Origin of the sequence: Microbacterium sp. IO18 (assembly GCF_049099505.1) — a bacterium.
Lineage (GTDB): Bacteria > Actinomycetota > Actinomycetes > Actinomycetales > Microbacteriaceae > Microbacterium > Microbacterium aurugineum.
Window position 1 is genome coordinate 1,994,018 of record NZ_JBMJAF010000001.1, and the last position, 21,171, is coordinate 2,015,188.

20 protein-coding genes are annotated in these 21,171 nt (G+C 69.8%); 8 read left to right on the forward strand and 12 right to left on the reverse strand.

The features are described 5' to 3' along the window. Window positions 1-20: 20 nt before the first annotated feature. Genes ACLF6J_RS09580 through ACLF6J_RS09600 form a run of 5 tightly spaced genes read right to left on the reverse strand, consistent with a single transcriptional unit; the run spans window position 21 to window position 7,202 of the window. On the reverse strand, window positions 21-779 hold the full coding sequence (locus tag ACLF6J_RS09580) for an SDR family NAD(P)-dependent oxidoreductase (protein ID WP_134352763.1): 759 nt from the start codon (window positions 777-779) through the stop codon (window positions 21-23). Between the two features lie 33 nt (window positions 780-812). Further along, window positions 813-2,138: an ATP-NAD kinase family protein gene (locus ACLF6J_RS09585; RefSeq protein WP_166804684.1), complete on the reverse strand. Its 1,326-nt coding sequence runs from the start codon at window positions 2,136-2,138 to the stop codon at window positions 813-815. Further along, window positions 2,135-3,718, reverse strand: coding sequence for an aminomethyl-transferring glycine dehydrogenase subunit GcvPB (gcvPB, locus tag ACLF6J_RS09590; RefSeq protein ID WP_134352761.1), 1,584 nt, complete (start codon window positions 3,716-3,718; stop codon window positions 2,135-2,137). Before gcvPB ends, ACLF6J_RS09585 begins: the two co-directional genes overlap by 4 nt. Further along, entirely contained in the window at window positions 3,715-5,103 is a 1,389-nt protein-coding gene (gene gcvPA / locus ACLF6J_RS09595; RefSeq protein WP_134352760.1) for an aminomethyl-transferring glycine dehydrogenase subunit GcvPA, read from the reverse strand. Before gcvPA ends, gcvPB begins: the two co-directional genes overlap by 4 nt. Beyond that, window positions 5,100-7,202 (reverse strand): beta-galactosidase, encoded by a 2,103-nt coding sequence (locus tag ACLF6J_RS09600; protein ID WP_244093571.1) that lies wholly within the window; start codon window positions 7,200-7,202, stop codon window positions 5,100-5,102. The genes gcvPA and ACLF6J_RS09600 overlap by 4 nt, the downstream gene beginning before the upstream one ends. 128 nt (window positions 7,203-7,330) lie before the next feature. On the opposite strand from ACLF6J_RS09600, the gene ACLF6J_RS09605 reads away from it, so the two are divergent. Then, entirely contained in the window at window positions 7,331-7,987 is a 657-nt protein-coding gene (locus ACLF6J_RS09605; protein ID WP_052193514.1) for a GntR family transcriptional regulator, read from the forward strand. Window positions 7,988-8,067: 80 nt separating this feature from the next. Here ACLF6J_RS09605 and ACLF6J_RS09610 read toward each other — a convergent pair whose 3' ends face one another. Genes ACLF6J_RS09610 through ACLF6J_RS09625 form a run of 4 tightly spaced genes read right to left on the reverse strand, consistent with a single transcriptional unit; the run spans window position 8,068 to window position 12,924 of the window. After that, on the reverse strand, window positions 8,068-9,708 hold the full coding sequence (locus ACLF6J_RS09610) for an amylo-alpha-1,6-glucosidase (RefSeq protein ID WP_134352759.1): 1,641 nt from the start codon (window positions 9,706-9,708) through the stop codon (window positions 8,068-8,070). Beyond that, window positions 9,705-10,652, reverse strand: a complete 948-nt coding sequence (locus ACLF6J_RS09615; protein WP_081996995.1) for a carbohydrate ABC transporter permease — start codon at window positions 10,650-10,652, stop codon at window positions 9,705-9,707. Before ACLF6J_RS09615 ends, ACLF6J_RS09610 begins: the two co-directional genes overlap by 4 nt. After that, window positions 10,649-11,611: a carbohydrate ABC transporter permease gene (locus ACLF6J_RS09620; protein ID WP_047522834.1), complete on the reverse strand. Its 963-nt coding sequence runs from the start codon at window positions 11,609-11,611 to the stop codon at window positions 10,649-10,651. The genes ACLF6J_RS09615 and ACLF6J_RS09620 overlap by 4 nt, the downstream gene beginning before the upstream one ends. 2 nt (window positions 11,612-11,613) lie before the next feature. Further along, window positions 11,614-12,924, reverse strand: coding sequence for an ABC transporter substrate-binding protein (locus ACLF6J_RS09625; protein WP_134352758.1), 1,311 nt, complete (start codon window positions 12,922-12,924; stop codon window positions 11,614-11,616). A 160-nt stretch (window positions 12,925-13,084) separates the two neighbouring features. On the opposite strand from ACLF6J_RS09625, the gene ACLF6J_RS09630 reads away from it, so the two are divergent. The 4 genes from ACLF6J_RS09630 (at window position 13,085) to ACLF6J_RS09645 (ending at window position 15,392) form a co-directional block, all read left to right on the forward strand. After that, on the forward strand, window positions 13,085-13,528 hold the full coding sequence (locus ACLF6J_RS09630; RefSeq protein ID WP_131493141.1) for a hypothetical protein: 444 nt from the start codon (window positions 13,085-13,087) through the stop codon (window positions 13,526-13,528). A gap of 157 nt (window positions 13,529-13,685) precedes the next feature. Next, a complete protein-coding gene (locus ACLF6J_RS09635) occupies window positions 13,686-14,756 on the forward strand; it encodes a M4 family metallopeptidase (RefSeq protein WP_134352756.1) in 1,071 nt (356 codons plus the stop codon). Then, window positions 14,731-15,045: a protealysin inhibitor emfourin gene (locus tag ACLF6J_RS09640; protein ID WP_134352755.1), complete on the forward strand. Its 315-nt coding sequence runs from the start codon at window positions 14,731-14,733 to the stop codon at window positions 15,043-15,045. The genes ACLF6J_RS09635 and ACLF6J_RS09640 overlap by 26 nt, the downstream gene beginning before the upstream one ends. Window positions 15,046-15,140: 95 nt before the next feature. After that, on the forward strand, window positions 15,141-15,392 hold the full coding sequence (locus tag ACLF6J_RS09645) for a hypothetical protein (protein WP_208526501.1): 252 nt from the start codon (window positions 15,141-15,143) through the stop codon (window positions 15,390-15,392). On the opposite strand, the gene ACLF6J_RS09650 is transcribed toward ACLF6J_RS09645, so the two are convergent. After that, on the reverse strand, window positions 15,344-16,429 hold the full coding sequence (locus tag ACLF6J_RS09650; protein WP_134352754.1) for a mechanosensitive ion channel family protein: 1,086 nt from the start codon (window positions 16,427-16,429) through the stop codon (window positions 15,344-15,346). The genes ACLF6J_RS09645 and ACLF6J_RS09650 overlap by 49 nt on opposite strands. Window positions 16,430-16,508: 79 nt before the next feature. Between ACLF6J_RS09650 and ACLF6J_RS09655 the strand changes: the two genes are divergently transcribed. Next, window positions 16,509-17,261: a ribonuclease H family protein gene (locus tag ACLF6J_RS09655; RefSeq protein WP_421076859.1), complete on the forward strand. Its 753-nt coding sequence runs from the start codon at window positions 16,509-16,511 to the stop codon at window positions 17,259-17,261. A gap of 15 nt (window positions 17,262-17,276) precedes the next feature. Here the strand turns inward: ACLF6J_RS09655 and ACLF6J_RS09660 are convergent, their stop codons facing one another. After that, window positions 17,277-18,467 carry an FAD-dependent monooxygenase gene (locus tag ACLF6J_RS09660; protein ID WP_134352752.1) on the reverse strand — a complete coding sequence of 397 codons (1,191 nt, stop codon included), beginning with the start codon at window positions 18,465-18,467 and terminating at the stop codon, window positions 17,277-17,279. Window positions 18,468-18,504: 37 nt separating this feature from the next. Between ACLF6J_RS09660 and ACLF6J_RS09665 the strand changes: the two genes are divergently transcribed. Both ACLF6J_RS09665 and ACLF6J_RS09670 read left to right on the forward strand, forming a co-directional pair. Then, window positions 18,505-19,068 (forward strand): TetR/AcrR family transcriptional regulator, encoded by a 564-nt coding sequence (locus ACLF6J_RS09665; protein WP_166804683.1) that lies wholly within the window; start codon window positions 18,505-18,507, stop codon window positions 19,066-19,068. 29 nt (window positions 19,069-19,097) lie between these two features. After that, window positions 19,098-19,823 (forward strand): Pr6Pr family membrane protein, encoded by a 726-nt coding sequence (locus ACLF6J_RS09670; RefSeq protein ID WP_134352750.1) that lies wholly within the window; start codon window positions 19,098-19,100, stop codon window positions 19,821-19,823. Here the strand turns inward: ACLF6J_RS09670 and ACLF6J_RS09675 are convergent. Beyond that, window positions 19,814-21,166 carry a flavin monoamine oxidase family protein gene (locus ACLF6J_RS09675; protein ID WP_134352749.1) on the reverse strand — a complete coding sequence of 451 codons (1,353 nt, stop codon included), beginning with the start codon at window positions 21,164-21,166 and terminating at the stop codon, window positions 19,814-19,816. The genes ACLF6J_RS09670 and ACLF6J_RS09675 overlap by 10 nt on opposite strands. Window positions 21,167-21,171 lie beyond the last annotated feature (5 nt).

Here is a 21,171-nt window from a genome sequence, read left to right on the forward strand (position 1 = left end):
TTCCCCGCCCCACCCCTCGCTCAGGCGATGCCGCCGCCGTCCACCACCAGGGCCGAGCCGGTGACGTACGAGGAGTCGTCGCTCGCGAGCCACACCACGGCCTGTGCGACCTCGCTCGGCTCTCCCATCCGGCGCAGCGGGCGGTCGGCGGCCTCGGCGAGGAAGGCGTTCGTGTCCTGCGCGAGCTGACGCGCCTCGTCGCGCAGCATCCCGGTGTTCACGTCTCCGGGGTTGACGGAGTTCACGCGGATGCCGGCGGGCCCGTGGTCGATCGCGAGCGCGCGGGTCATGTTCACCACGGCGCCCTTCGACGCGCAGTACGAGATCGCCTGGCCTCCGCCCTTGAGGCCCCACCCCGATCCCGTGTTGATGATCGAGCCGCCTCCGGCCGCTTCCATGATCGGCACGATGTGCTTGCACATCAGGAAGATCGACCGCACGTTCACACCGAACACCCGGTCCCACTCCTCGACGGTCGTCTCCACCGCCGTGGTGCGGCGGATGATGCCCGCATTGTTGAAGACGACGTTCACGCCGCCCAGCTCGGCCACCGCGGTCGCGATGACCCGCTCGATATCGGCCTCGCTCGCGACGTCGGCGGCGATCGCGATGGCCGAGCCACCCGCCGCACGGATCTCCGCGGCGACGCCTTCGGCCGCATCCGCGTTCAGGTCGACGACGGCGACGGCAGCGCCCTCCGCGGCGAGCGCGAGCGACGTGGCACGACCGATGCCGCCGGCGCCGCCGGTGACGATGGCCTTCTTGTTCTCGAGACGCATGGGGTGTCCTTTCGGGTTCGTTCAGACTGGTGGTCAGGCGGGGGTCAGTTCGGGGGCGGTCACGGCGTAGAGGCTGCGGGTGCCGACACCGGTGATGATGCGGACGTGTCCGGCGAGTCTCGCATCCAGATCAGGGTCGCCGGTGTCGACGAGAAGGGGCCGGCCGTGCAGGTCGATGAGCTTCTGCTCCGGTGCGACGACCAGGAGCGGATCGGGGCCGATGGCGCGCAGGACCGCGGCCGAGAGCTGCTGGTTGCCCCGCCCGAGCAGGAATCCTTGGCCGCCGATCACGGTGATCACGGCCTGGGCCGGGCCCTGCGCGATCTGGGCGAGAAGCTCCTGCTCGCTGGCTCCCCGCACGCGCACGGCACCGTCGAGGACGACGTCGACACCGAGGGGGGATCCTTCGACGCCGAGCTGCCTCGCGATCTCGGCCGTCGTGCCGCCGGGTCCGAGCAGATAGCGGACGCCCGGGAGCATGCGCGCGACGGCTCCCCGCGCGGCGGCTTCGACGGCGGCGGCCTCGGTGACCGGCGTCGCGGCCTTCCGTGCTTGCGTCCGTCCGGCGCGGTAGGGCACCCGGAGCATCCCGTACAGCGTCGGGTCGACACGAGCCTGCCGCATCGCTGCCTCGTCGATGTCGAGCACTTCGCGGTCGTCGGTGGGAAGTCCGTCCCGGTCGATCCAGTCGGCCGCGATCGCCCCGGCCGCCCGCGGGCTGACCGCGAACACGGGCGAGTACATCTTCACGCCGGCCGGAACCCCGAGCACGGCGGGCACCACCGCACCCGCAGCCGCAGCCCCCGCAGCCCCGACCGCCTCCGCCTCCGCCTCCACTTGCAGGACGACACGCCAGATGTCGGAGCCTTCACCGGCGGATCGTCCTGCATCTGGCGTGTCGTCATGCATCGGGTCGAAGGAGGCGGCCGCATCGAGCCCGGCGCACGCATCCCGCAGGGTCCCGTCCCCACCGACCACGAGGATCAGGTCAGCACCGGCGGCGGCGAGCCCACCCACCGCGGCGGTCGTGTCAGCACCGGCGGTCGTGTCAGCACCGGCGGTCGTGTCAGCACCGGCTGTCGTGTCGGCACCGGCGGTCGCGCGACCGGGAGCCCACACCACCCGGGGCACGAGCCCCGCCGCACGGACGGCATCGGCTCCCATCGCTCCGTCTGCGGTCGCGACCACGAGCCCCGGATGCCGTGCGGCGAGTTCCGTCAGAGCCAGGACTGCCCGCTCCTGCACGCGGGAGCGGGCACCGCGCGCGAGGGCGAGGTGCTGCACGTCCGCACCGTCGGAGCCGGCGAGGCCCGCGGGCCCGCCGACTCCGGCGACAGGATTGACGACGAGTCCGATCACGACGCGTCGGGCTCCGCGGGGAAGTACTTCCGCTGATACGCGCGCCACGTGACCGCCCAGCGCTCGGGGTCGTCCAGATCGTCGTGGTGCGTGTGGTGCACGGTCTGGTTGTGCGGGGCGGTGCGCACCACCTCGGGGGTCTCCCGTGCTTCGCGTGCGACCTCGGCGAGGGTCGCCGCATACTCGTCGAGCTCGGCGAGGGAGTACGACTCCGTCGGTTCGAGCGTGAACGGCTGGGGCACCACATAGGGGTGGTGGCTGGTCCAGTAGTGCATGCCGAAGTCGGTCATGCGCACACCGATCTCCTCGGATGAGATCCCGGTCTCCCGGGAGAGCTCCTCCCACGAGTAGCGCACCTGCTCGATCCGCCGACGCCCGGTCGCGTAGGGCGCGGAGGCTCCGGGGATCGCGAGCACCTTCGCCATCAGGTAGTTGTTGTTCAGCACGGCGGTCTCGGCGGCGGCCAGCAGGCCCTCGGCCCCGAGCGCCATGATCCACGAGTAGGCCTTCACGAGCGCGGGGATCACCCCGAAGAAGGGCCCGACCGCGCCGATCGACAGCTGACCCGCCTCGGCCACCGCGAAGGTCCCGTCATCCGCACGCACCACCCGTGGTCCCGGCAGGAACGGGGCGAGCGCCGCACTCACGGCGTTCGCGCCCGAGCCGGGCCCCCCGCTGCCGTGCGGAGTGCCGAACGTCTTGTGCAGGTTGAAGTGGCACACGTCGAACCCGGCGTCGCGGGCACGCGTGATGCCGAGGATCCCGTTGGCGTTGGCCTGGTCGTAGGAGGCGAGGGCGCCCACGGCGTGCGCGGCGTCCACCCACTCGCGGATCGCCGGGTTGTAGATGCCGGTGTCTTCGGGGTTGGTGACCATGATGGCCGCGGTGCGCGGCGAGAGCGCTGCCTTCAGCGCATCGAGCGAGGGGTATCCCTCAGCGTCGGGATACACGGTGATGACCTCGTACCCGGCGGCCTTCGCGGCGGCCGCGTTCGAGGGGTGGCTGAAGATCGTGGTGATGACTTCGCGGCGCTGCTCGCCCTCTCCGTTCGCCTCGTAGAAGGCGCGGATCATCGCGATGTTCGCCCAGATCGCCGCCGATCCGCCCTGCGTGTGGAGGGAGACCTCGTCCATGCCGGAGATCTCGGCGAGCATCCGCTCCAGCTGCCAGACGATCTCGAGCACGCCCTGCGCGTCTGCCGGGTCCTGATGAGGGTGCATCGCGGTGAGCTGCGGCGTGTTCGCGAGCTGGTCGTTGATCTTCGGCGCGTACTTCATGGTGCACGTCCCCTGGCCGATGTCGACGTTGAAGTCGGCGCCGAGGTTCTCCTGCGACAGGCGCAGGTAGTGCTTGAGCACACGCATCTGGCCCATCTCGGGGAGCTTCGGCTTCGCGGCCCGACGCAGGGAGGACGGCAGCGCGGCGACCACATCCCCCACCGCCGCGCGCACGCCGGGCTCCACCTGTGAGACCAGCACACCCCGTTCGCCGGGAGTGGTCAGTTCGAAGATGATCGGCTCGTCCCAGCGAGCCTGTTGGAAGCGGCGCAGCGCGGGCTTCGGGGCGACGGGGAGGCTCATCGGTTCTGCTCCTTCGTAGCGAGATCGGAGGCCGTGACCTGAGCGAGTGCGCCCGCCAGAGTGTCGATGTCGGCCTGGGAGGTGAGTTCGGTGACGCAGACGAGCAGGCGGTGCTCCCCCACGGCCACGCCGGGTTCGATGCCGCGGGCGCGGAGCGTCGCGACGACCGCGTCCGCCGTGACCTCGCTGAACGTCACGGTGAATTCGCGGAGGTGCACGGCGTCGTCGTCGAGCGAGACGCCAGGAACCGCGGCGAGCGCCTGCTGGGCGTATCGGGTGCGGGCGAGCAGCACCTCGCCGAGCTCCGCCATGCCGACGGGACCCATCAGCGCCAGGTAGACCCCGGCGGCGATGCCCCAGAGGGCCGCGGCCGTGCCGACCCATTCCTTCCCCTCCTCGCGATGCGCGAAGGAGGTGCGGTCGTACGCGACGTCGCCGAAGCCGTACTCGCCGGGAACGTCGGTCGTCGCGAGCCCGAACAGTCGCGACGGCATCTCCATCACGAACCGCGGGTCGTCGTGGACGGCGATGAACCCGCCGTGGGCGCCGCCGAACCACTGGTGCAGGCCGAGGGACTGGATGTCACCGGTGACGATGTCCGCTCCCGAGACGGCGGGCGGGGTGAGGACGCCGTAGCCGATGGGGTCGGTGCCGACCACGAGCACGGCGCCCACCGCGTGCGCGGCATCCGCGATGTCCTGCAGCGCGGCCTCCACGGCGCCGGTGGCGCTGGGCGTCTCGACCCAGACCGCGGCCACGTCATCGCCCAGCGCGGCGCGGATCGCATCGACGTCGGCGGTGCCGCCGACGGTCGGCAGGTGCTCGAGCGTGAGGTGGGCACGGACGTAGTCGTGCACCTTCGCGAGCTTCGCGGGGAGCACATCGCTCACGACCAGCACCCGTCCGCGGCCGGTGAGGCGCCCCGACATGGTGAGGCCGGTCGCGGTCGCCTGGTAGCCGTCGTAGGTCGGCACGTTCACGACGTCCATCTCGAGCAGCTCGGCCATCAGCGACTGGTACTGGAACAGCGCCTGGAAGCGGCCGTGGTCCTCATAGGGCTCGCCGGCGTAGGCGGTCAGGAACTCGCTGCGTCCGATGACCTCGTCGACGACCGCCGGTACGTAGTGGTGGTAGGTGCCGGCGCCGAGGAAGCTCAGCCGCTCGTGCGTCGAGTGGTTCCTGGCGAGCAGTGCGCGCACGTGGCGGGCGAGGTCCTGTTCCGCGACGAACGGCGCGGGCAGATCGAGGGGTCGCCCGAGCCGGAGGCCGGCCGGGATGTCGGCGTAGAACTCGTCGACCGACGCGGCGCCCACGGCGGCGAGCATCGCCGCACGGGACTCGGGCGCGGTGTTGGGGATGTACGGATGCACGAACGGGGCGGTCATGCGTCCTCCTTCACAGGGATCAGGGTGGCAAAGGGGATGGACTGTGCGCGGGGCGCGGCGAGCACGGCGACGCCGTACCGATCGAGCTCCAGTCGGTCCGTATGACGCAGACCGGTGAGCAGGTCGACTCCCGGGGTCGGGATCTCGAACGTCACGGGTGCGCGTCCGTGGTTGAGGTAGAAGGTGTAGTCCGTGGTGTCGTCGGCGCGGGTGACCGCCTCGACCTCGACATCGGTGTGCTCCCTGGTGGGGACGCCGGCCCTGCGCAGCACGTCGCGGAAGACCGGGAGCAGACCTGCGGCGTCGAACATCGCGCTGACGTACCAGGCGGATCCCCGGCCTTCCGCGCGATGGGTCACGGCGGGCAGACCGTCGAGCTCGCCACCGGCATAGCGGCCGCGCACCTCGACGTCGTCATCCGTTTCGAGCCACTCGCTCCACGACGGCACCGTCAGGATCTCGCCGGCGTAGTCGATGCTCTCGGTCAGCCCGTCGGCGATCGGCCACTGCTCGTCGACCTCGATGCCCAGAAGATCGCGCAGCGGCCCGGGTGCTCCGCCGTCGTGCACCTTCTCGGTCGCATCCACCACTCCCGAGAACGGTCCGACGACGAGGTGTCCTCCGCGCTCCACGAAGGTGCGCAACGCGTCGGCCTGCGGCTGTTCGACGATGTAGAGGTTCGGCACCACGACCACGTCGTACGCGTCGAACGGCCCCGTGGCGCGAACGGCATCCACCGGCTGGCCGAGCGTGTACAGCGCGCGGTGCCAGGCCCGGGCCTGCTGCGCCCACTGCAGTCTCTGCGAGGGCAGCGACTCGACAGCGCTGGTCCCCCACCACGAGTCCCAGTCCACGACCAGCGCCACGCGCGAGCGCACCCGGGTGCCGCGCACCGGCTCGAGCCTCTTCAGTTCATTGCCCAGCTCCTTGGTCTCCCGGAAGCTGCGCGAGCGCTCCCCCCGGTGACCGAGCATCGAGGAGTGGAACTTCTCCTGGCCGTACTTGGCCTGGCGCCACTGGAAGAACATGACGGCGTCCGAGCCGTGGGCGACCGCCTGCAGACTCTCGATGCGGATCTTGCCCGGCGCCTTGGGCACGTTCACGTCGCGCCAGCTGGTCGCGCTCGCCGAGGATTCCAGCAGCAGCCAGGGCTGTCCGCCCTTGAGTGAGCGCATGAGGCCGTAGTTGAGGGCGGCCCCGACGTGCGAGGTCGGGTCGGCGGGTTCCGGGTAGGCGTCGTCGGTCACGACATCTTCGATCGCGGCGAAGTCCCAGTAGTCCAGGTCGCGGAACATGCTCATGAAGTTCGTGGTGACCGCGATGTCGGGCGTGACCTCGCGCAGCACGTCGATCTCCACCTGGAACAGCTCCCGCAGGGCGTCGGACGAGAACCGCTCGAAGTCCAACAGCTGGGTCGGGTTGATCGGACCCGGTGCCTTCTTCGGCGTCTCGATGTGCTCCCAGGAGGTGTAGCGCTGACCCCAGACGTTCACGCCCCAGGCCTCGTTCAGCCCGTCGAGGTCTCCATAGCGATCCTGCAGCCAGCGGCGGAAGTGCCTCGCCGACTCGGGGCACCAGCAGCGTGAGGTGTGATCGCCGTACTCGTTCGAGATGTGCCACATCGCGAGGCCGGGGTGCTCCCCGTAGCGCTCCGCCATCGCGCGAGCCATGCGGGCGACGTTCTCGCGCCAGATCGGCGACGAGGGGCAGTAGGTCTGACGGGAGCCGAACTCGAGCCGGTGCCCGTCGGAATCCCACGGCACCATCTCGGGGTGGGCCCGCAGCAGCCAGGACGGCGGGGTCGCGGTGGCGGTGGCGAGGTCGATCGCGATGCCGGCGTCCCACAGCAGATCGAGGATGCGGTCGAGCCATGCCCAGTCGTAGACGCCGGGCTCGGGTTCGAGCTGCGGCCAGCTGAAGATCGGCAGGCTCACCATGTTCACGCCGGCCTCGCGCATCAGACGGATGTCTTCGTGCCACGTCTCCTCCGACCACTGGTCGGGGTTGTAATCGCCGCCGTAGGCGAGGGCGTCGAGGCGGACGCGTCGGGCGGGCTGGTCGCCACCGGGTGCGGGCACGAAGCCTCCTCTCTGAGTCATGACCGGCTGATCCGGCGGTGCACTGGTGCGAATCCGGGATCAGCTGTATTCTGTATACAACACACTAGGACGTCGCCCGAGGCCCGTCAACCCATAGGCTGACGGGCAGGCGGCAGAAGAGGGGACGCATGGCGATCGAACGCAAGAACCTGCGCTCGCAGGTTCGGCAGGAGTTGCTGACCCGTATGCGCGCCGGACTCGTGCAGCCCGGCGAAGGCATCAACGAGGTCCAGCTCGCCACCGAACTCGGCGTGAGCCGCACCCCCCTGCGTGAAGCGCTCATCGCCCTCGAGTCCGAGGGCCAGATCGAGAGCGAGAACGGCAAGGGCTTCCGCTTCGTCCCGCTCAGCGCGTCCGAGTTCCGCGACCTCGCGCCGGTCATGGCTGCACTCGAGAGCCTGGCGCTCGAGCTGAGCCCGCCCGAGGAACTGCGCGTGATCGGGATCCGACTCAAGGAGATGGCCGAAGCCTTCGCCGACGAGCTCGTGGAGCACCAGCTGGTCATCACCAAGGACGACGAGTGGCACAGCGTGATGCTGTCCGCCTGCCCGAACACCCGGCTCCTGGCCGTGATCGACAACGTGCGCAGTTCGTTCCACCGCTACGAGTCCCTGCTGGTCCCCGAAGACGTCAAGGTCGAACGCGTCGCCGCCGAGCACGCCGAGATCGCCCGCCACCTCGCCGACGGCGACATCCCCGGCGCCGTCGACGCCCTCAAGCTCAACTGGATGCACGGCATGCAGCGCATCCTCGACAACGCCACGAGTTCGTACTTCACCGCCTGACGCCGCTCCGGTCGCACTTCCTGCCGACAAAAGGGCCGAATAGCGGGAGAAAGTGCGACCGGAACGGATGCTGCGCGTGCTCACCGCGAGAGCGTCACGGCGAGGTCGACGAACAGCGCGGCCGACCAGCCGAAGGCGGTCGTGGCCGTGCGGGCCTTCTTACCCGTGTGCGGATTGAAGTACTCGTGCGGGCCCCCGCCGTGGATCACCAGCGCCACGGTCTGCTCCCGCAGTTCGCGCGCGCGTTCGGGGTACCCCGAAGCCTCCAGCCCCTCGGCGACGAGCATGCTCGTGTTCACCCAGACCGGTCCGCGCCACATGCGCTCGTCCGAGTAGTCGGGGTCGGAGGCCGCGACCGTGGGCAGCCCCCACGGCAGAGCGAAGCGTTCGGGGTCGTCGACGGCCGCCCGCAGCGCCTCGGCGACGGGAGGCGGCAACGTGCCCGTGAGCAGCGGCATCAACCCCACGACCGTGTCGCTGAGCTGCGGCTCCCCACCGCCGAATGCGAGAAAGCGTCCCCGCTCGGGATCCCACATGCGCAGCAGCAGCTCCTGTGTGGTCTCGGCCCGCTGCTCGAAGCGCGACACGTCGACCCCGGGCTCGTACCGGCGCAGGAGGTCGGCGATCTCGCGATCCTGCCGCACCAGATACGCCCCGAGGTCGGGCGCGGCAGTCGGCAACGGCCCATCGAAGATCGGGCTGTCATCGAGGCCGGAGGAGTAGGGGTGCCCGTACTCCGGCATCCCGTCGTGGTCGAGGTCGCTGCCGGCGAACCACCAGTCCTGCGAGCGGACGATCCGGGCCAGTTGCCGGCGCGCGTAGTCGGGCGCATCCTCGACGTCGAGCACCTTGCGCAGCGCCCAGGCGGCGAGCGGAGGCTTCGTCAGCGGCACGGGTGCGCTCGGGTCGGCGATCTGCGACCCGGCACGGCGCAGGTTGGCGCGGTCGCTCTCGGGCAGATCGTCGCTGGTCGCCAGCACCCCGAGCTCATGCACGACGTCGGGCAGCTGCCCGTCGGGCTGAGGGAACCGGAAGGCGAGGTCGAGCTGCTCGCGAGCGAGCTCGGGGTCGCCGTGGCGCAGACCGACCGCGATGAAGTACGCATCCCATTGCCAGAGACCGACGTAGCCGATCTTCGACGGCACGATGGCCCTGGCATCGCCCAGCGACGGCAGCTCGACGATGTTCGCCCCGAGCACCCACCAGCAGAAGGCGGCCATCTCCTGCAGATCGTCGCGCACGCGCGGGCACTTCGCGAACCACTCGGTCCAGATCGCCTCGGTCGTGGCGAGGGCAGCCGAGTGGTCGCCGTGCACGACCGCGACGGTGCGATCTGCGGCGACGTGCAGCCCGAGCCCTCGATCGAGCGGATGCTCCTCGACGCCGCCGTCCGGACGCCGGAGCCGCACCCGCGATCCCGAAGCGCCGCCGAGGCTGAGTGTGGAGGGATCGGCGAAGGTCAGGGTCACCGCGCCGCCGCCGAAGCTCACCCGCGCGGGATGCACGCCGGTCACCGGGAGCACCTCGCCCCCGGCACCGATCACGATCAGCGCATCGAGCACCCGGCACTCCGACAGCCGCCGCTCGTACTCCGAGGTGTGCACGCGCACGCCCTCGCCGTCGTCGGCTCGGAACACGAGCACGCGCGAGCGCGGGAGCGTGAAGGGAGCGGACACCAGGTCGAGGTGACGCCCGGCGAGGGCGGCGAGATCCGTCATCATCGCCCCCCGAGTCCCGATGCGGCCATGCTGTTGAGGATCTTGCGCTGACCGATCACGAACACGATGAGCATCGGCACGGTCGCGATCGCGGACGCCGCCATCACGAGCCCGTAGTTGATGGAGCCGAACTGCCCCTGGAACGAGGTCAGCAGCAGCGGAACCGTGAACAGGTCCGGCGTGTTCAACAGCACCAACGGGAACAGGAACGCGTTCCAGACGCTGAGGGCGGTGATGATGCTGAGCGCAGCGAGGCCGGGCTTCAGGTTCGGCAGCACGATGCTCCAGAAGATGCGCCAGCGCCCGGCGCCGTCCACCAGCGCGGCCTCCTCCAGCTCGCGCGGCAGAGCGAGGACGAACTGCCGCATCAGGAACACGGCGAAGGGGTTCGCGATCATCCCGGGCACGATCAATGCGAGATGCGAATCCACCCAGCCGAGCTGCGACATCAGGAGGTAGAAGGGGATGAGGGTGACCTGCGCCGGGATCATCTGCGTCGCGAGGAAGACGATGAAGATCACCTTGCTGCCCCGGAACCGGATACGGGCGAACGCGTACCCGGCCATCGACGCGGTGATCAGGGTGCCGACCACCACCAGCACGGCGATGTACGCACTGTTCAGGTAGGCCTGCCCGAACGGAACGGCGTTCCACGCGTTCACGTAGTTGTCGACGGTCCAGGGGTTCGGCAGGAACTCCAGCGGGTTCTTCAACAGCTGTGGGAGGGTCTTGAACGACGTCAGCAGCATCCAGATGAACGGGAACACCATCGAGATGCCGCCGACCACGAGGAGCACGTGCAGCACGGTCGAACCGAGACGTCGGCGGGCGCGTCCGGCCCCTGGTCCCCCTCGGCCTCGCTGACGGTATCCGGGAGCGGTGAGGGCGACGGTCGAATCGGTCGCGGGGGCGGCGGGGTCGCTGAGGGGTGTGGTCTGGAGGGTCATGCCGGGTCATCCTCGTAGTGGACGAACTTCTTCTGCGCACCGAACTGGATCGCCGTGATGACGAGGGTGAGCACGAGCAGGATGATGCTGGCCGCGCTGGACAGCCCGAACTCGAATCGCCCGAAGCCGAGGTCGAAGATGTGATAGACGATGGTGCGGGTCGCGTTGTCGGGTCCGCCGCCGGAGACCAGCACGTAGACCGTGTCGAAGGTCTGCAGCGACGAGATGAACGCGATCACCGAGGAGAAGAACACGATCGGCGAGAGCAGCGGGAGCCGGATGCTGGTGAACAGGCGCACGGCACCGGCGCCGTCGATGCGGGCGGCCTCGATCACCGACGGCGAGATGTTCTGCAGACCGGCCAGGAAGATCACGACGTTCAGGCCCATCGACGACCAGATCGTCACGATGCAGACGGCGAGGAGCGCGAGCTTGGGATCCTGCAGCCAATCCGGGGGCGTGATCCCGAACACCTTCGAGATCGTGGTCGAGAGCAGGCCGTCCGCACGGAACATCTGCTGCCAGATCATGGCGACGGCGACGGTCGAGGTGACCACCGGGGCGAAGAACAGGATCAGGTAGAGCGTGCGGGTCTTGAGCTTCTCGAGTGCGACGGCGACGATGACCGCGAGCGTGAGGCCGATCGGCACGGTGATGATCGCGATCAGCAGGGTGTTGATGATCGCACGGGCGAGCAGCGGATCCTGCAGCTGATCGGCGAAGTTCGCCAGCCCCACCCAGGTGAGCTCGCCCAGGCCGTCCCACTCGGCGAAGGCCAGCACCAGGCTGGCGGCGAACGGCAGCACGACGAACAGCGCCATGCCGAGCAGCTGCGGAGCGACGAAGACGTAGCCCCAGGCCCGATCCCGCCGACGCCAGGCGGCCTCCCGACGCAGGGGCGGGACGGATGCCGCAGGGGTGGCCTGCGGCATCCGTCCGTTCTCGGTGAGCGTGGTCACTCCTACTTCTCCGACCGATCCTCGACCACGCCGGCGATCGTGTCGAGCGTCTCCTGCGCGTCGGTCTTGCCTTCGTAGAGCTTCTGGAACTCCTCGGAGATGGCGACCGGCAGCCCCGGGACCCTGGCCTCAGCGGGGTAGTTCGTGAACCCGATGTCGCGCATGTCGAGGAACGTCTGCGCGTGCACGGGGTAGTCCCCCTCGAGCACCACGTCGTCGGCACCCTTGATCGACGGGACCGCGTTCCCGCCCCCTTTGAGGCGGAAGGTCTGCCCCTCGGCGGAGAGGAACTCCGTCCAGAACGTGAACGCGGCGTCCTTCACCTTGGTCTTGCCGTTGATCGCGAGGAAACTGGTCGCGACACCGGTGGGAGCGGCCTCACCGTCGGGCGTCGGCCAGCGGACGATGTCGTAGCTGTCCTCTTCGCCCGTGGCCTTGACCGTGCCGATCGTGTAGCGGCCCTGCACGAAGAAACCGGCCTTGTGCGTGACGAAGATGCTGTCGGCTCCGGCGCCGTCGGGAAGCGTGTCGGCGACGACGAAGGTGCCGTCCTGGAAGAGGTCGCCCAGCTCCTGCACGGAAGCGACGGTGGCGTCGTCCTGGTTCGCGACGAACGCTCCCGCCTCGTCGTATGGCGCGGGAAGGCCCTGGGACGACAGCCAGCTCCAGTGGGTGGCCCAGTAGTTCCAGTACATCGTCCCGGTGAGCCCCGCGTCGTGGAGCGTGGCGTTCATCTCGAGGAACTTGTCGGTCGTCCACTCGCCGTTCTCGGCCAGCGTCGCGGGGTCCTCGGTGATCCCGGCGGCTTCCAGCGCCTGCTTGTCGTACCAGAAGACGTCGGGGTTGGAGTCGTTCGGGGCCGCGTAGACCTCGCCGCCCTCCTCCGCCGCGCCGAAGAGTCCGGGGAAGAAATCGTCCTTCGTGGTCTTGCTCGCGTCCGATTCCATCAGGTCGCTGAGCGGCATCAGCCTGTCGGAATCGACGAACTGGCCGATCATGTCGTCACCGACGTAGAAGACATCGGGTGCCGTGTTGCTGGTGAGCTGTGCGAGCAGCTTGGAGTGGTAGTCGCCGTAGCCGGCGACGGGCTGGAGCTTGACGGTGATGTCGGGGTGGCGCTTCATGAAGTCCTTGTTGAACTCCTCGTAGCGGGTCAGCTCGTCCGCCGTGCCCCAGGTGGACCAGATGACCGTCGCGTTGCCGTCGGCGTCGACGCCACCGCCTCCTCCGCCGCCGCTGCACGCGGCGAGCCCCAGGGCCAGAGCGCCGGCGGCACCCAATGCCAGATACCGCGTCACGTTCGCACGTGCCATCTCGCTACCTCTTTCATCATTGGAAGATCGTGTCGGGAGCGCCTTTCCGGCGCACTCGTATTCTGTATACAGAACGCAATTCTGTCAAGGATCTCCCTCGGGTGACGGACATCGAGACCATCCCGTGACGTACTGGTCACCCGTGACGCAGACTGGGTGCATGACCGATCCCGACCCGCACCTGCTCGGCCCCGGCCTCCTGCCGACGCCGTTCACCGCCGAAGAGATCAGAGACGCCACCGGCAGGGGGAAGCGCATCCGCCTCCTCCTTGAAGGCCCGGACGGGCCGCTGGGCGAACACGTCAACCGCTTCCACCACACGGATGAGGAGGGCGCGACCCTCGATCGGTGGGCCGCAGCCGACCCGAACGCCGTCGTCTCGAGCCGGGTGACCTGGACCGAGCTCCAGGGCCATGCGGCGTTCGACGCCGAGACGACGAGCATGTCGACCGTGCCGCTGTCCTCCCCCCTGGGCGAGCTCACCTGCCGTCGATACGACACCGCCGACGGGATCTTCTGGTTCTCGTCCGCCCACCCCGGGATGCCGGTGCAGTACGAGTCGGACGGCATCCGCACGACCGTGTTGAGCATCGAGCACGAGTGAGACGCATCCGGCGGGCGCGCACGTTGTGAAGGAGATCTCGCGTTCCGAAGGGGAGTCCGCGCGAACCTCTCCTTCACACCGTGAGATCTCCTTCACAATCCGCGCGGTTGCCCGGCCGGTTCCCGCAGACGTCGGACGCCCGGCGTAGGGTCGATCCATGAGCAGCACACCATCGACACAGTGTCCTGGAGTCGTCCCGTCGTACCTGCTCGCACGCCTGGCCGAATCGGGGCGCTTCCCGAAGGCCGCGGCTGCGGCGCGGCAGACGCTGACGGCCGGACGACCGCCGTTCCGCGCCCGCATCGACCTGTCGATCGACGAGAACGGCGACCTGGTCGCCCAGCTGTCGGATGCTCCGAACCGCACCATCAGCGACGCCGGCAACACCCAGCGCCTCCCTGGCGCGGTGGTGCGCGGCGAAGACGACGCCCCCGTGGCCGACACCGCGGTGAACGAAGCCTTCGACGGCCTCGGAGCGACCTTCGAGATGCTGCTGTCCGCCTTCGGGCGCAATTCCCTCGATGACGCCGGAGCCCCGCTGGACGCCACCGTGCACTACGGCGTCGACTACGACAACGCGTTCTGGGACGGTGAGCGCATGGTGTTCGGTGACGGCGACGGCGAGGTGTTCCAGCACTTCACCGGCTCGCTCACGGTCATCGGGCACGAGCTCGCGCACGGCGTCGTGCAGCACACCGCGAACCTCGAATACCAGGGCCAGCCGGGCGCGCTGAACGAGTCGATCGCCGACGTCTTCGGTGCTCTGACCGAGCAGTATGCACTCGGGCAGACGGCCGACAGCGCCACGTGGCTCATCGGTGCCGAGATCTTCACGGATGCCGTCGAGGGCGCGGCCCTGCGGTCGATGATCGCCCCGGGCACCGCCTACGACGACGACGAGCTCGGCAAGGATCCGCAGCCCGATCACATGAGCGGCTTCGTGCGCACCACCGAGGACAACGGCGGTGTGCACATCAACTCGGGCATCCCCAACCGCGCGTTCGCCCTGTTCGCGCTCGACCTCGGCGGCAAGGCCTGGGAGCGCGCGGGGACCGTCTGGTACCGGGCACTCACCGGCGGCCTGTCGAGCACGGCGTCCTTCCTCGAGTTCGCCGATGCGACGGTCGCCGCGGCCACCGCGATCGACGAGGCCACGGCCACGGCGGCTCGACGCGCGTGGAGCGTCGTGGGAGTCTATGCAGATGAGCGAGCCTCCTCCCGCGATTGACGCACCGATCGTGATCGCCGTCGTCCGCACGGGCGGCATCGCCGGCATCCGTCGCCGGTGGCAGGTGGAAGCAGGACCCGACGACGCCGGCGAATGGATCGACCTGATCGACCGGTGCCCCTGGGATCAGGAGGCGCCGACCGAGACCGGCGCCGACCGCTTCGTATGGCGCATCCGCGCCCGGACTCCGGTCGAACGCCGCGAGCGTGAGCTGCCCGACTCCGCGCTCGACGGACCCTGGCGCGCGCTCGTCGAGGCGGTCCGGCAGGCGGCGGCCGCGAAGGGCTGACCCCCGGCGAACCAGTCCCGGCGTCCGGCCCCGGCGTCCGATCAATTCCGTGTGAATCCGGCCTCCGCGTCGAGGCGTGGGTTCACAATGGACCCATGGGAATGTTCCAGCAGAAGCCGGAAGAAGAACAGAGCCCCTGGGCACTGCCCTCCGAGCCCGTGAAGCGCTCCGAGGCCGAGGTGCTCGGCGAGGAACCCGCCGTCGACCCCCTCTCGCTCGGCCTCGGCTTCGGGGCGACGACCGAGGTCAGCTCGATCGTCTTCCCGATCGCGGAGCCGGCGGCGGAGACCGTGGGCGACTACGAGGCGGAGGAGCCCGTCGACGACGCGGGCGCCGAGTCCGACTGAGGTCCGAACTCCACCCGGGTGCGCGGGAGGGCGTCCGGGTACTCCCGCTGCAACCAGCTCATCATCTTCTCCCGCACCTCGCAGCGGATCGTCCACTGGTCGTCGGAGTCCTTCGCCGACATCACCAACCGGACGGTGACGTACCCGCCCTGTGCGTCCGTCACCAGTGCGCTCGACGAGCGCCCGTCCCAGGCGGGCGAGGCTTCGACGATGCGGGTGAACTCCGCGCGCAGTGCGTCCATCGGCACGCGCCAGTCCAGATCCAGGTAGACGGTGCCGAGGATCTTGTCCGACCTGCGCGTCCACGTCTCGATCGGCGTCGAGGTGAAGTAGCTGCACGGCACGACGAGGCGTCGCTCGTCCCAGATGTAGACGACCACGTACGACAGGTTGATCTCGCCGACCCGTCCCCACTCGCCTTCGACCACGACGACGTCGCCCACGCGGATCGCGTCCGTGAAGGCCACCTGTATCCCGGCGATGAGGTTGCCGAGGATCGACTGCGCCGCGAGGCCGGCGATGATGCTCGCGATACCCGCCGACGCGAGGAGGCTCGTGCCCACGGCCCGCATCTCGGGGAAGGTGAACAGCACGGCCCCCAGAGCCAGCACGGCGATCGACACCAGCACGAGCCGATGGATGACGAGCAGCTGCGTGCGTCGACGTCGTGCCTCCGGACCGACCAGGACGGTCTCCTCGCGCTCGATCAGCCGTTCGAAACCGAACGAGATCGCCGCGGCGAACAGCCAGGACCCGACGAGGATGGTCGAGATCAGGAACAGTCGCGAGACCGCCGGCCACCATCCCTGCTCGGCGGGCGCCGTGATCGCCATCGCGATCCACACCGCGACGACCAGCGCCGTGGCCGTCGTGGCGTTGCGCACCCTGCGCGCGAAATCACGCACCCACGGCAGACGACGGCTCACGAGCGTGGCCACCAGACGCAGCAGTACGAGAACGGCGACGGTGGCGAGGACCGCGATCGCGATCACCACGGCCGTGCCGACCAAGGATTCCCATTCGGTGCCGGAAGACATCCGTCCACCCTAGGCGGCGCGCACGGAGGACGCGAGTGCGCGGCGATCGCGCACCCGGTGACCGCATTACGGTGGAGGGATGACGATCACCGCCGCCGCAGACGGCTCCGCCCTGGGCAACCCCGGCCCCAACGGCTGGGCCTGGTACATCGACGACGCGAACTGGGCGGCGGGCGGCTCCCCGCACGGCACCAACAACCAGGGCGAGTTGCGGGCGGTGCTGGAGCTGCTGCGTGCGACGGCGGGCACCGACGAGAAGCTGCTGATCGAATGCGACAGCCGCTACGTGATCGACTCCGTGACCAAGTGGATGCCGGGGTGGAAGCGCAAGGGCTGGCGGAAGTCCGACGGCGGGCCCGTGCTCAACCGCGACCTGCTGGAGGGCATCGACGAGGCGATCCGTGGGCGTGACGTCGAGTTCTCCTGGGTCAAAGGCCACGCCGGACACCCTCTGAACGAGGCAGCCGACGAGCGTGCGAACGCGGCCGCGAAGGCGTACCAGGCCGGGGAGGAGCCGCGTCGAGGTCCGGGCTTCACGCGGGCCACCGGCGCCGGTGCCGCCGTGGCCGCATCCGCTCCTGTGGCGGCCTCCGTTCCTGCGACGGGCTCCGCCCCGGAGGCCGCCGCGCCATCGACCACGCTCGCGGAGCCGTTGTGGGCCGAGGCCTCGGACCTGCTCGACGGGCTCGACGATCCGGGCTCGACGAACGCCCCCGACGACGACCCGATCGAACTGCGCATCCCGCTCACGTCGGACGAGCATGCCCGGTTGCGCGACCGCGCGGACGCGCAGGGCGTCTCCCTCGAAGAGGCTCTCCGTCGGCTGATCTGACGCGCACCGCCGGGGTCACCGGAGGTATTCGGGGCGCGCTCCGATCCCGACGAAGCGCCCGGTGATGCGGGACAGGCGAGGGTGATCCCGCAGCATCCGCAACGGGAAGGGCAGAGGTGCGTCCGCGGCGCGCGACGCGAGGAGAGGACCCTGCAGTCGTCGCTGGATCGCCTGGGTCACGATCACCGGCCAGACGCGACGACGCTCGACCCGGCGGAGGTCGGCACGCTGCGGCGCACGGGTACCCAGCACCGGCCCGAGGATGCGGTCAGTGGCCACCGCATCCTGGATGGCCAGGTTGATCCCCACGCCTCCCGCGGGAGACATGGCGTGCGCAGAGTCGCCGATGCACAGGAGCCCGTCGACGTGCCACCGACGCAGCCGCTCCAGGCGCACACGCAGAAGGTGCACGTCGGCCGGACGGAGGTGCGCTGCCGCGGCACCGAGGCGAGGCGAGATGCGGCGCAGGCGCTCGTTCATCCGATGCAGGTCGTCTTCGGAGCCCGTCCAGGCACCCGCGGGGATCACGTGCGCGATCTGGAAGAAGTCCCCGCGGTCGATCGTGATGACCATGCCCGCGCCGGCCTGGATGAACGGGTACACCTCGTCGCCGTCCTTCGGCAGCCGGAACCACAGGACATCCATCGACGCGGCCACCCCGACCGGTGAGAGCCCGGCAGCGGCACGGAGCTCGGAGTCACGTCCCGACGCATCGACGACGAGGTGTGCACGGATGTCGACCGGTCCGTCCGGCCCGGTTCCGGTGACCCCGACGATCCGCCCCTCCTCGCGCACGACGTCCTGGATGCGGGTCGAACGCAGCAGGCGGAACCCCGGGAGCTCTTCCGCCGACGAGGCCGCCAGGTCGAGGAAGTCCCACTGCGGCATGAACGTCATCACCTTCCTCGCCGTCGGCAGGTGCGAGAAGTCGGCCAGGGTCAGTTCGGTGCCGTGCCAGCTGAGCGTGACCTCCGACATATCGGCGTGGGGGCGCGCGAGGAAGTCGTCGAGCAGTCCGAGCTCCCCCAACAGCTCCTGGGTGGAGGGGTGGATCGTGTCGCCCCGGAAGTCGCGGAGGAAGTCGGCATGCTTCTCGATCACGGTGACCCGGAGCCCGCGACGCGCGAGCAGCAGTCCGAGCATGAGCCCGGCGGGCCCGCCTCCGACGATGACGGTGTCGGTATCGGTGTCGGTTCTCGTGTCCATGCAGACAGCGTCCCGCTCCGCGTGCGACGATGCGAGAATGGTCAATAAATCGCCGGGCCGTCCGCGCGGATCGTCGACGGCACGGGCTCGGCTGCTGGAGGCAGCGCAGAAGCACGTTCTTCGAGGTGATCTGGCGGCCATCTCGTCCCGTCGACTGGCCGCGGAAGTCGGCGTCAGCCACACACTGGTCAATTATCATTTCGGATCGCGGGACGACCTCGTCGCCGCGGCGATCGCCCTGCGCGCAGCACCGCATGATGTGATCGCGCTCGCCCGCGGACGGGACGGTCACGGCCCCGTCGACCTCTCGCGCCTGGCACACGGCATCCTCGCGGTCTGGGAGCATCCGGAGCACGGCGCGCAGCTCGTCGGTCTCGCACGGCGTCTCGCCGCCGCGGATGACTCCGCCGCGGCGATCAGCGGCTACATCCAGGTGGCGGTGTTCGAACCTCTCGTGGCCGACTTCGGGCGCGAGCACGCACGGCGGATGGCCGTGGCGATCGTCGGCTTCCTGTTCGGACGGTACGTGCTGGAGCTGCCGATGTTCGCCGCGCTCCCGCGCGAGGAGGCAGGACGGCTCCTCCTCTCGATGATCCGGTGAGCCGGTCCGTAGACTCAGCGGATGAAGGAATGGCGGGTGACGCAGCGGTGAAGGCGCGTACCGTCTTCGGGCTGCTCCGCCTCAGTGCCGCCGCCATCTGCCTCGTGGCGCTCATCCACCGGCTGAGCTGGGGGTTGGCGTCGAACACCGTCGCGAGCCAGAACTTCTTCGCGTACCTGACCAACCAGTCGAACATCGCGTTCGTGGTGCTGCTCACCGTCGCCGGCATCCTCGCGTTGCGCCGTGCGAAGGACCCCCGGTGGCTCACGGTCGCGCTCGCCCTCGTACTGACCTGGACGATCACGGCGGGGCTGGTGTTCGCGATCCTCGTGTGGCAGGCGGGCATCCGCGGGATCCGCATCGATGTGCCGTGGTCCGATCAGGTGCTGCACTTCTGGCTTCCGGCGGTGACCGTGGCGGCCTGGGCGCTGGCTCCCGGACACCGGACCGTGCCGTGGCGGGTCATCCCGGTGTCACTCGCCTATCCGGTGGTGTGGGGCGTCGCGACATTGATCCGCGGACCGCTGATCGGGTGGTATCCGTATTACTTCCTCGACCCGCGACAGGTGAGCGGACCGGCCGAGTTCGTGATCTCCTCGGCGATCGCGCTGGGTTCGTTCGCGGCCGTCGCCACCGTGCTCGTGCTGATCAGCCGGATGCCTCTGCCCCGCGATCTACGCGAGGGTGGGGAGGACGCCTCCGCCGCACCGCTGTCCGAGCCGGAACCCGCCGGCGAGAAGGTCGCTCAGGTGTAGAGCGCGAGCGAGGCGAGAGCCGCGTCGAGGGCGGCGTCTTCGTCGAGCTCCGCGAACTCCACGGCGGCCGGGCCTCCGACGATCCCGACGAGCACGTTCTCGCCGGTCGCCGCACGCAGATTGATCCAGGTCGGGATCGCGACGTCAGCGCCCACGGCGTGCCAGATCGCCTCGTCGTTGTCCCAGAACGGCTCGTCCCATCGCAGCCACACGGTCTCGATCGCCCCCATGCCGAGGGCGGAGACCGCGCCTCGGTTGGAGAACGGCAGCGGGGGATCGAACTCGATGCTGCGGTCCTGCAGCACCCCGAGCGGCACCGTCACGAGCACCCGGTCGAAGGACAGCGCCTCCCCCGTTCCGAGGCGCACGCTCACGCCCGTGTCGTCGTAGGCGAGGAGGGCGACCGGGGAGTTGAGCCCCACCCGCACGCCGTCGAGTGCGTGTTCGACGAACGGGGTGAGGTCGTCGCGCGCCGCGGTCAGATCCCCGGTGGGCAGCGGCGGGGCGAACCAGCTGGAGAGCTCGTCGGCACCGGCACCACTGCGGGAGGCGAGGAGCGAGAGCAGAGCGGCGGTGCCAGGATCGGCGGGGTCGATGCCCGCCGCGGTCAGGGCATCGGCCACCGACGAGTCCTCCGGAGCAGCTTGCGACGCCACCATGGCGGCCTCGAACGGCGCCGGGTCGACGGGGTCGATGTCGCCGTCGGGGGTGCGCCAGAGATCACCGGCCAGATCGACGATGCCGACCTCTCCGCCGCTCAGCCGGTCGAGCACCTCGGCGTCGTCCGCGCCGAACAGCCAGGCACCGAGCTGCACGGGCACCGGCCAGGAGTCGTCGACGCGGGAGGACACCCGTCCACCGACGCGGTCCCTCGCCTCGAAGACCGTCACCTGCATCCCGCCGCCCGCGAGCAGGGCGGCCGCGGTCGCACCGGCGAGGCCCGCACCGACCACGGCGACGCGTTCCCCCGATGTCGCCGGGATCAGGAGCTCCTCTGCGGCGCGCGCGCCCGAGGCGATGGCACCGCGTACCGTTCCGGGGGCGTCTTCGTCGGTCGCCTCGCCTGCGAAGAACAGTCGATCGTCGACGGGCTTCGCCAGCGCGAGACGGGTGCCGGCGAGGACGCCGACGGGCGTGAAGCTGGCGGCGCCGAGGGAGAACGGGTCACTCGTCCAGGTGCTGCGGATGCTGCCGGCCGGCGCGGGGACACCGGGCGGCGGCTCGGGCTCGCGCGTCCGGGTGGGCGTGGGGGTCGGCGCGGGTTCCGGGGTGCAGGATGCGAGAAGCACCGAGGCGACGCCGGCTCCGGCGCCGAGGAGCAGAGTGCGGCGCGTGATCCTCATCGTGT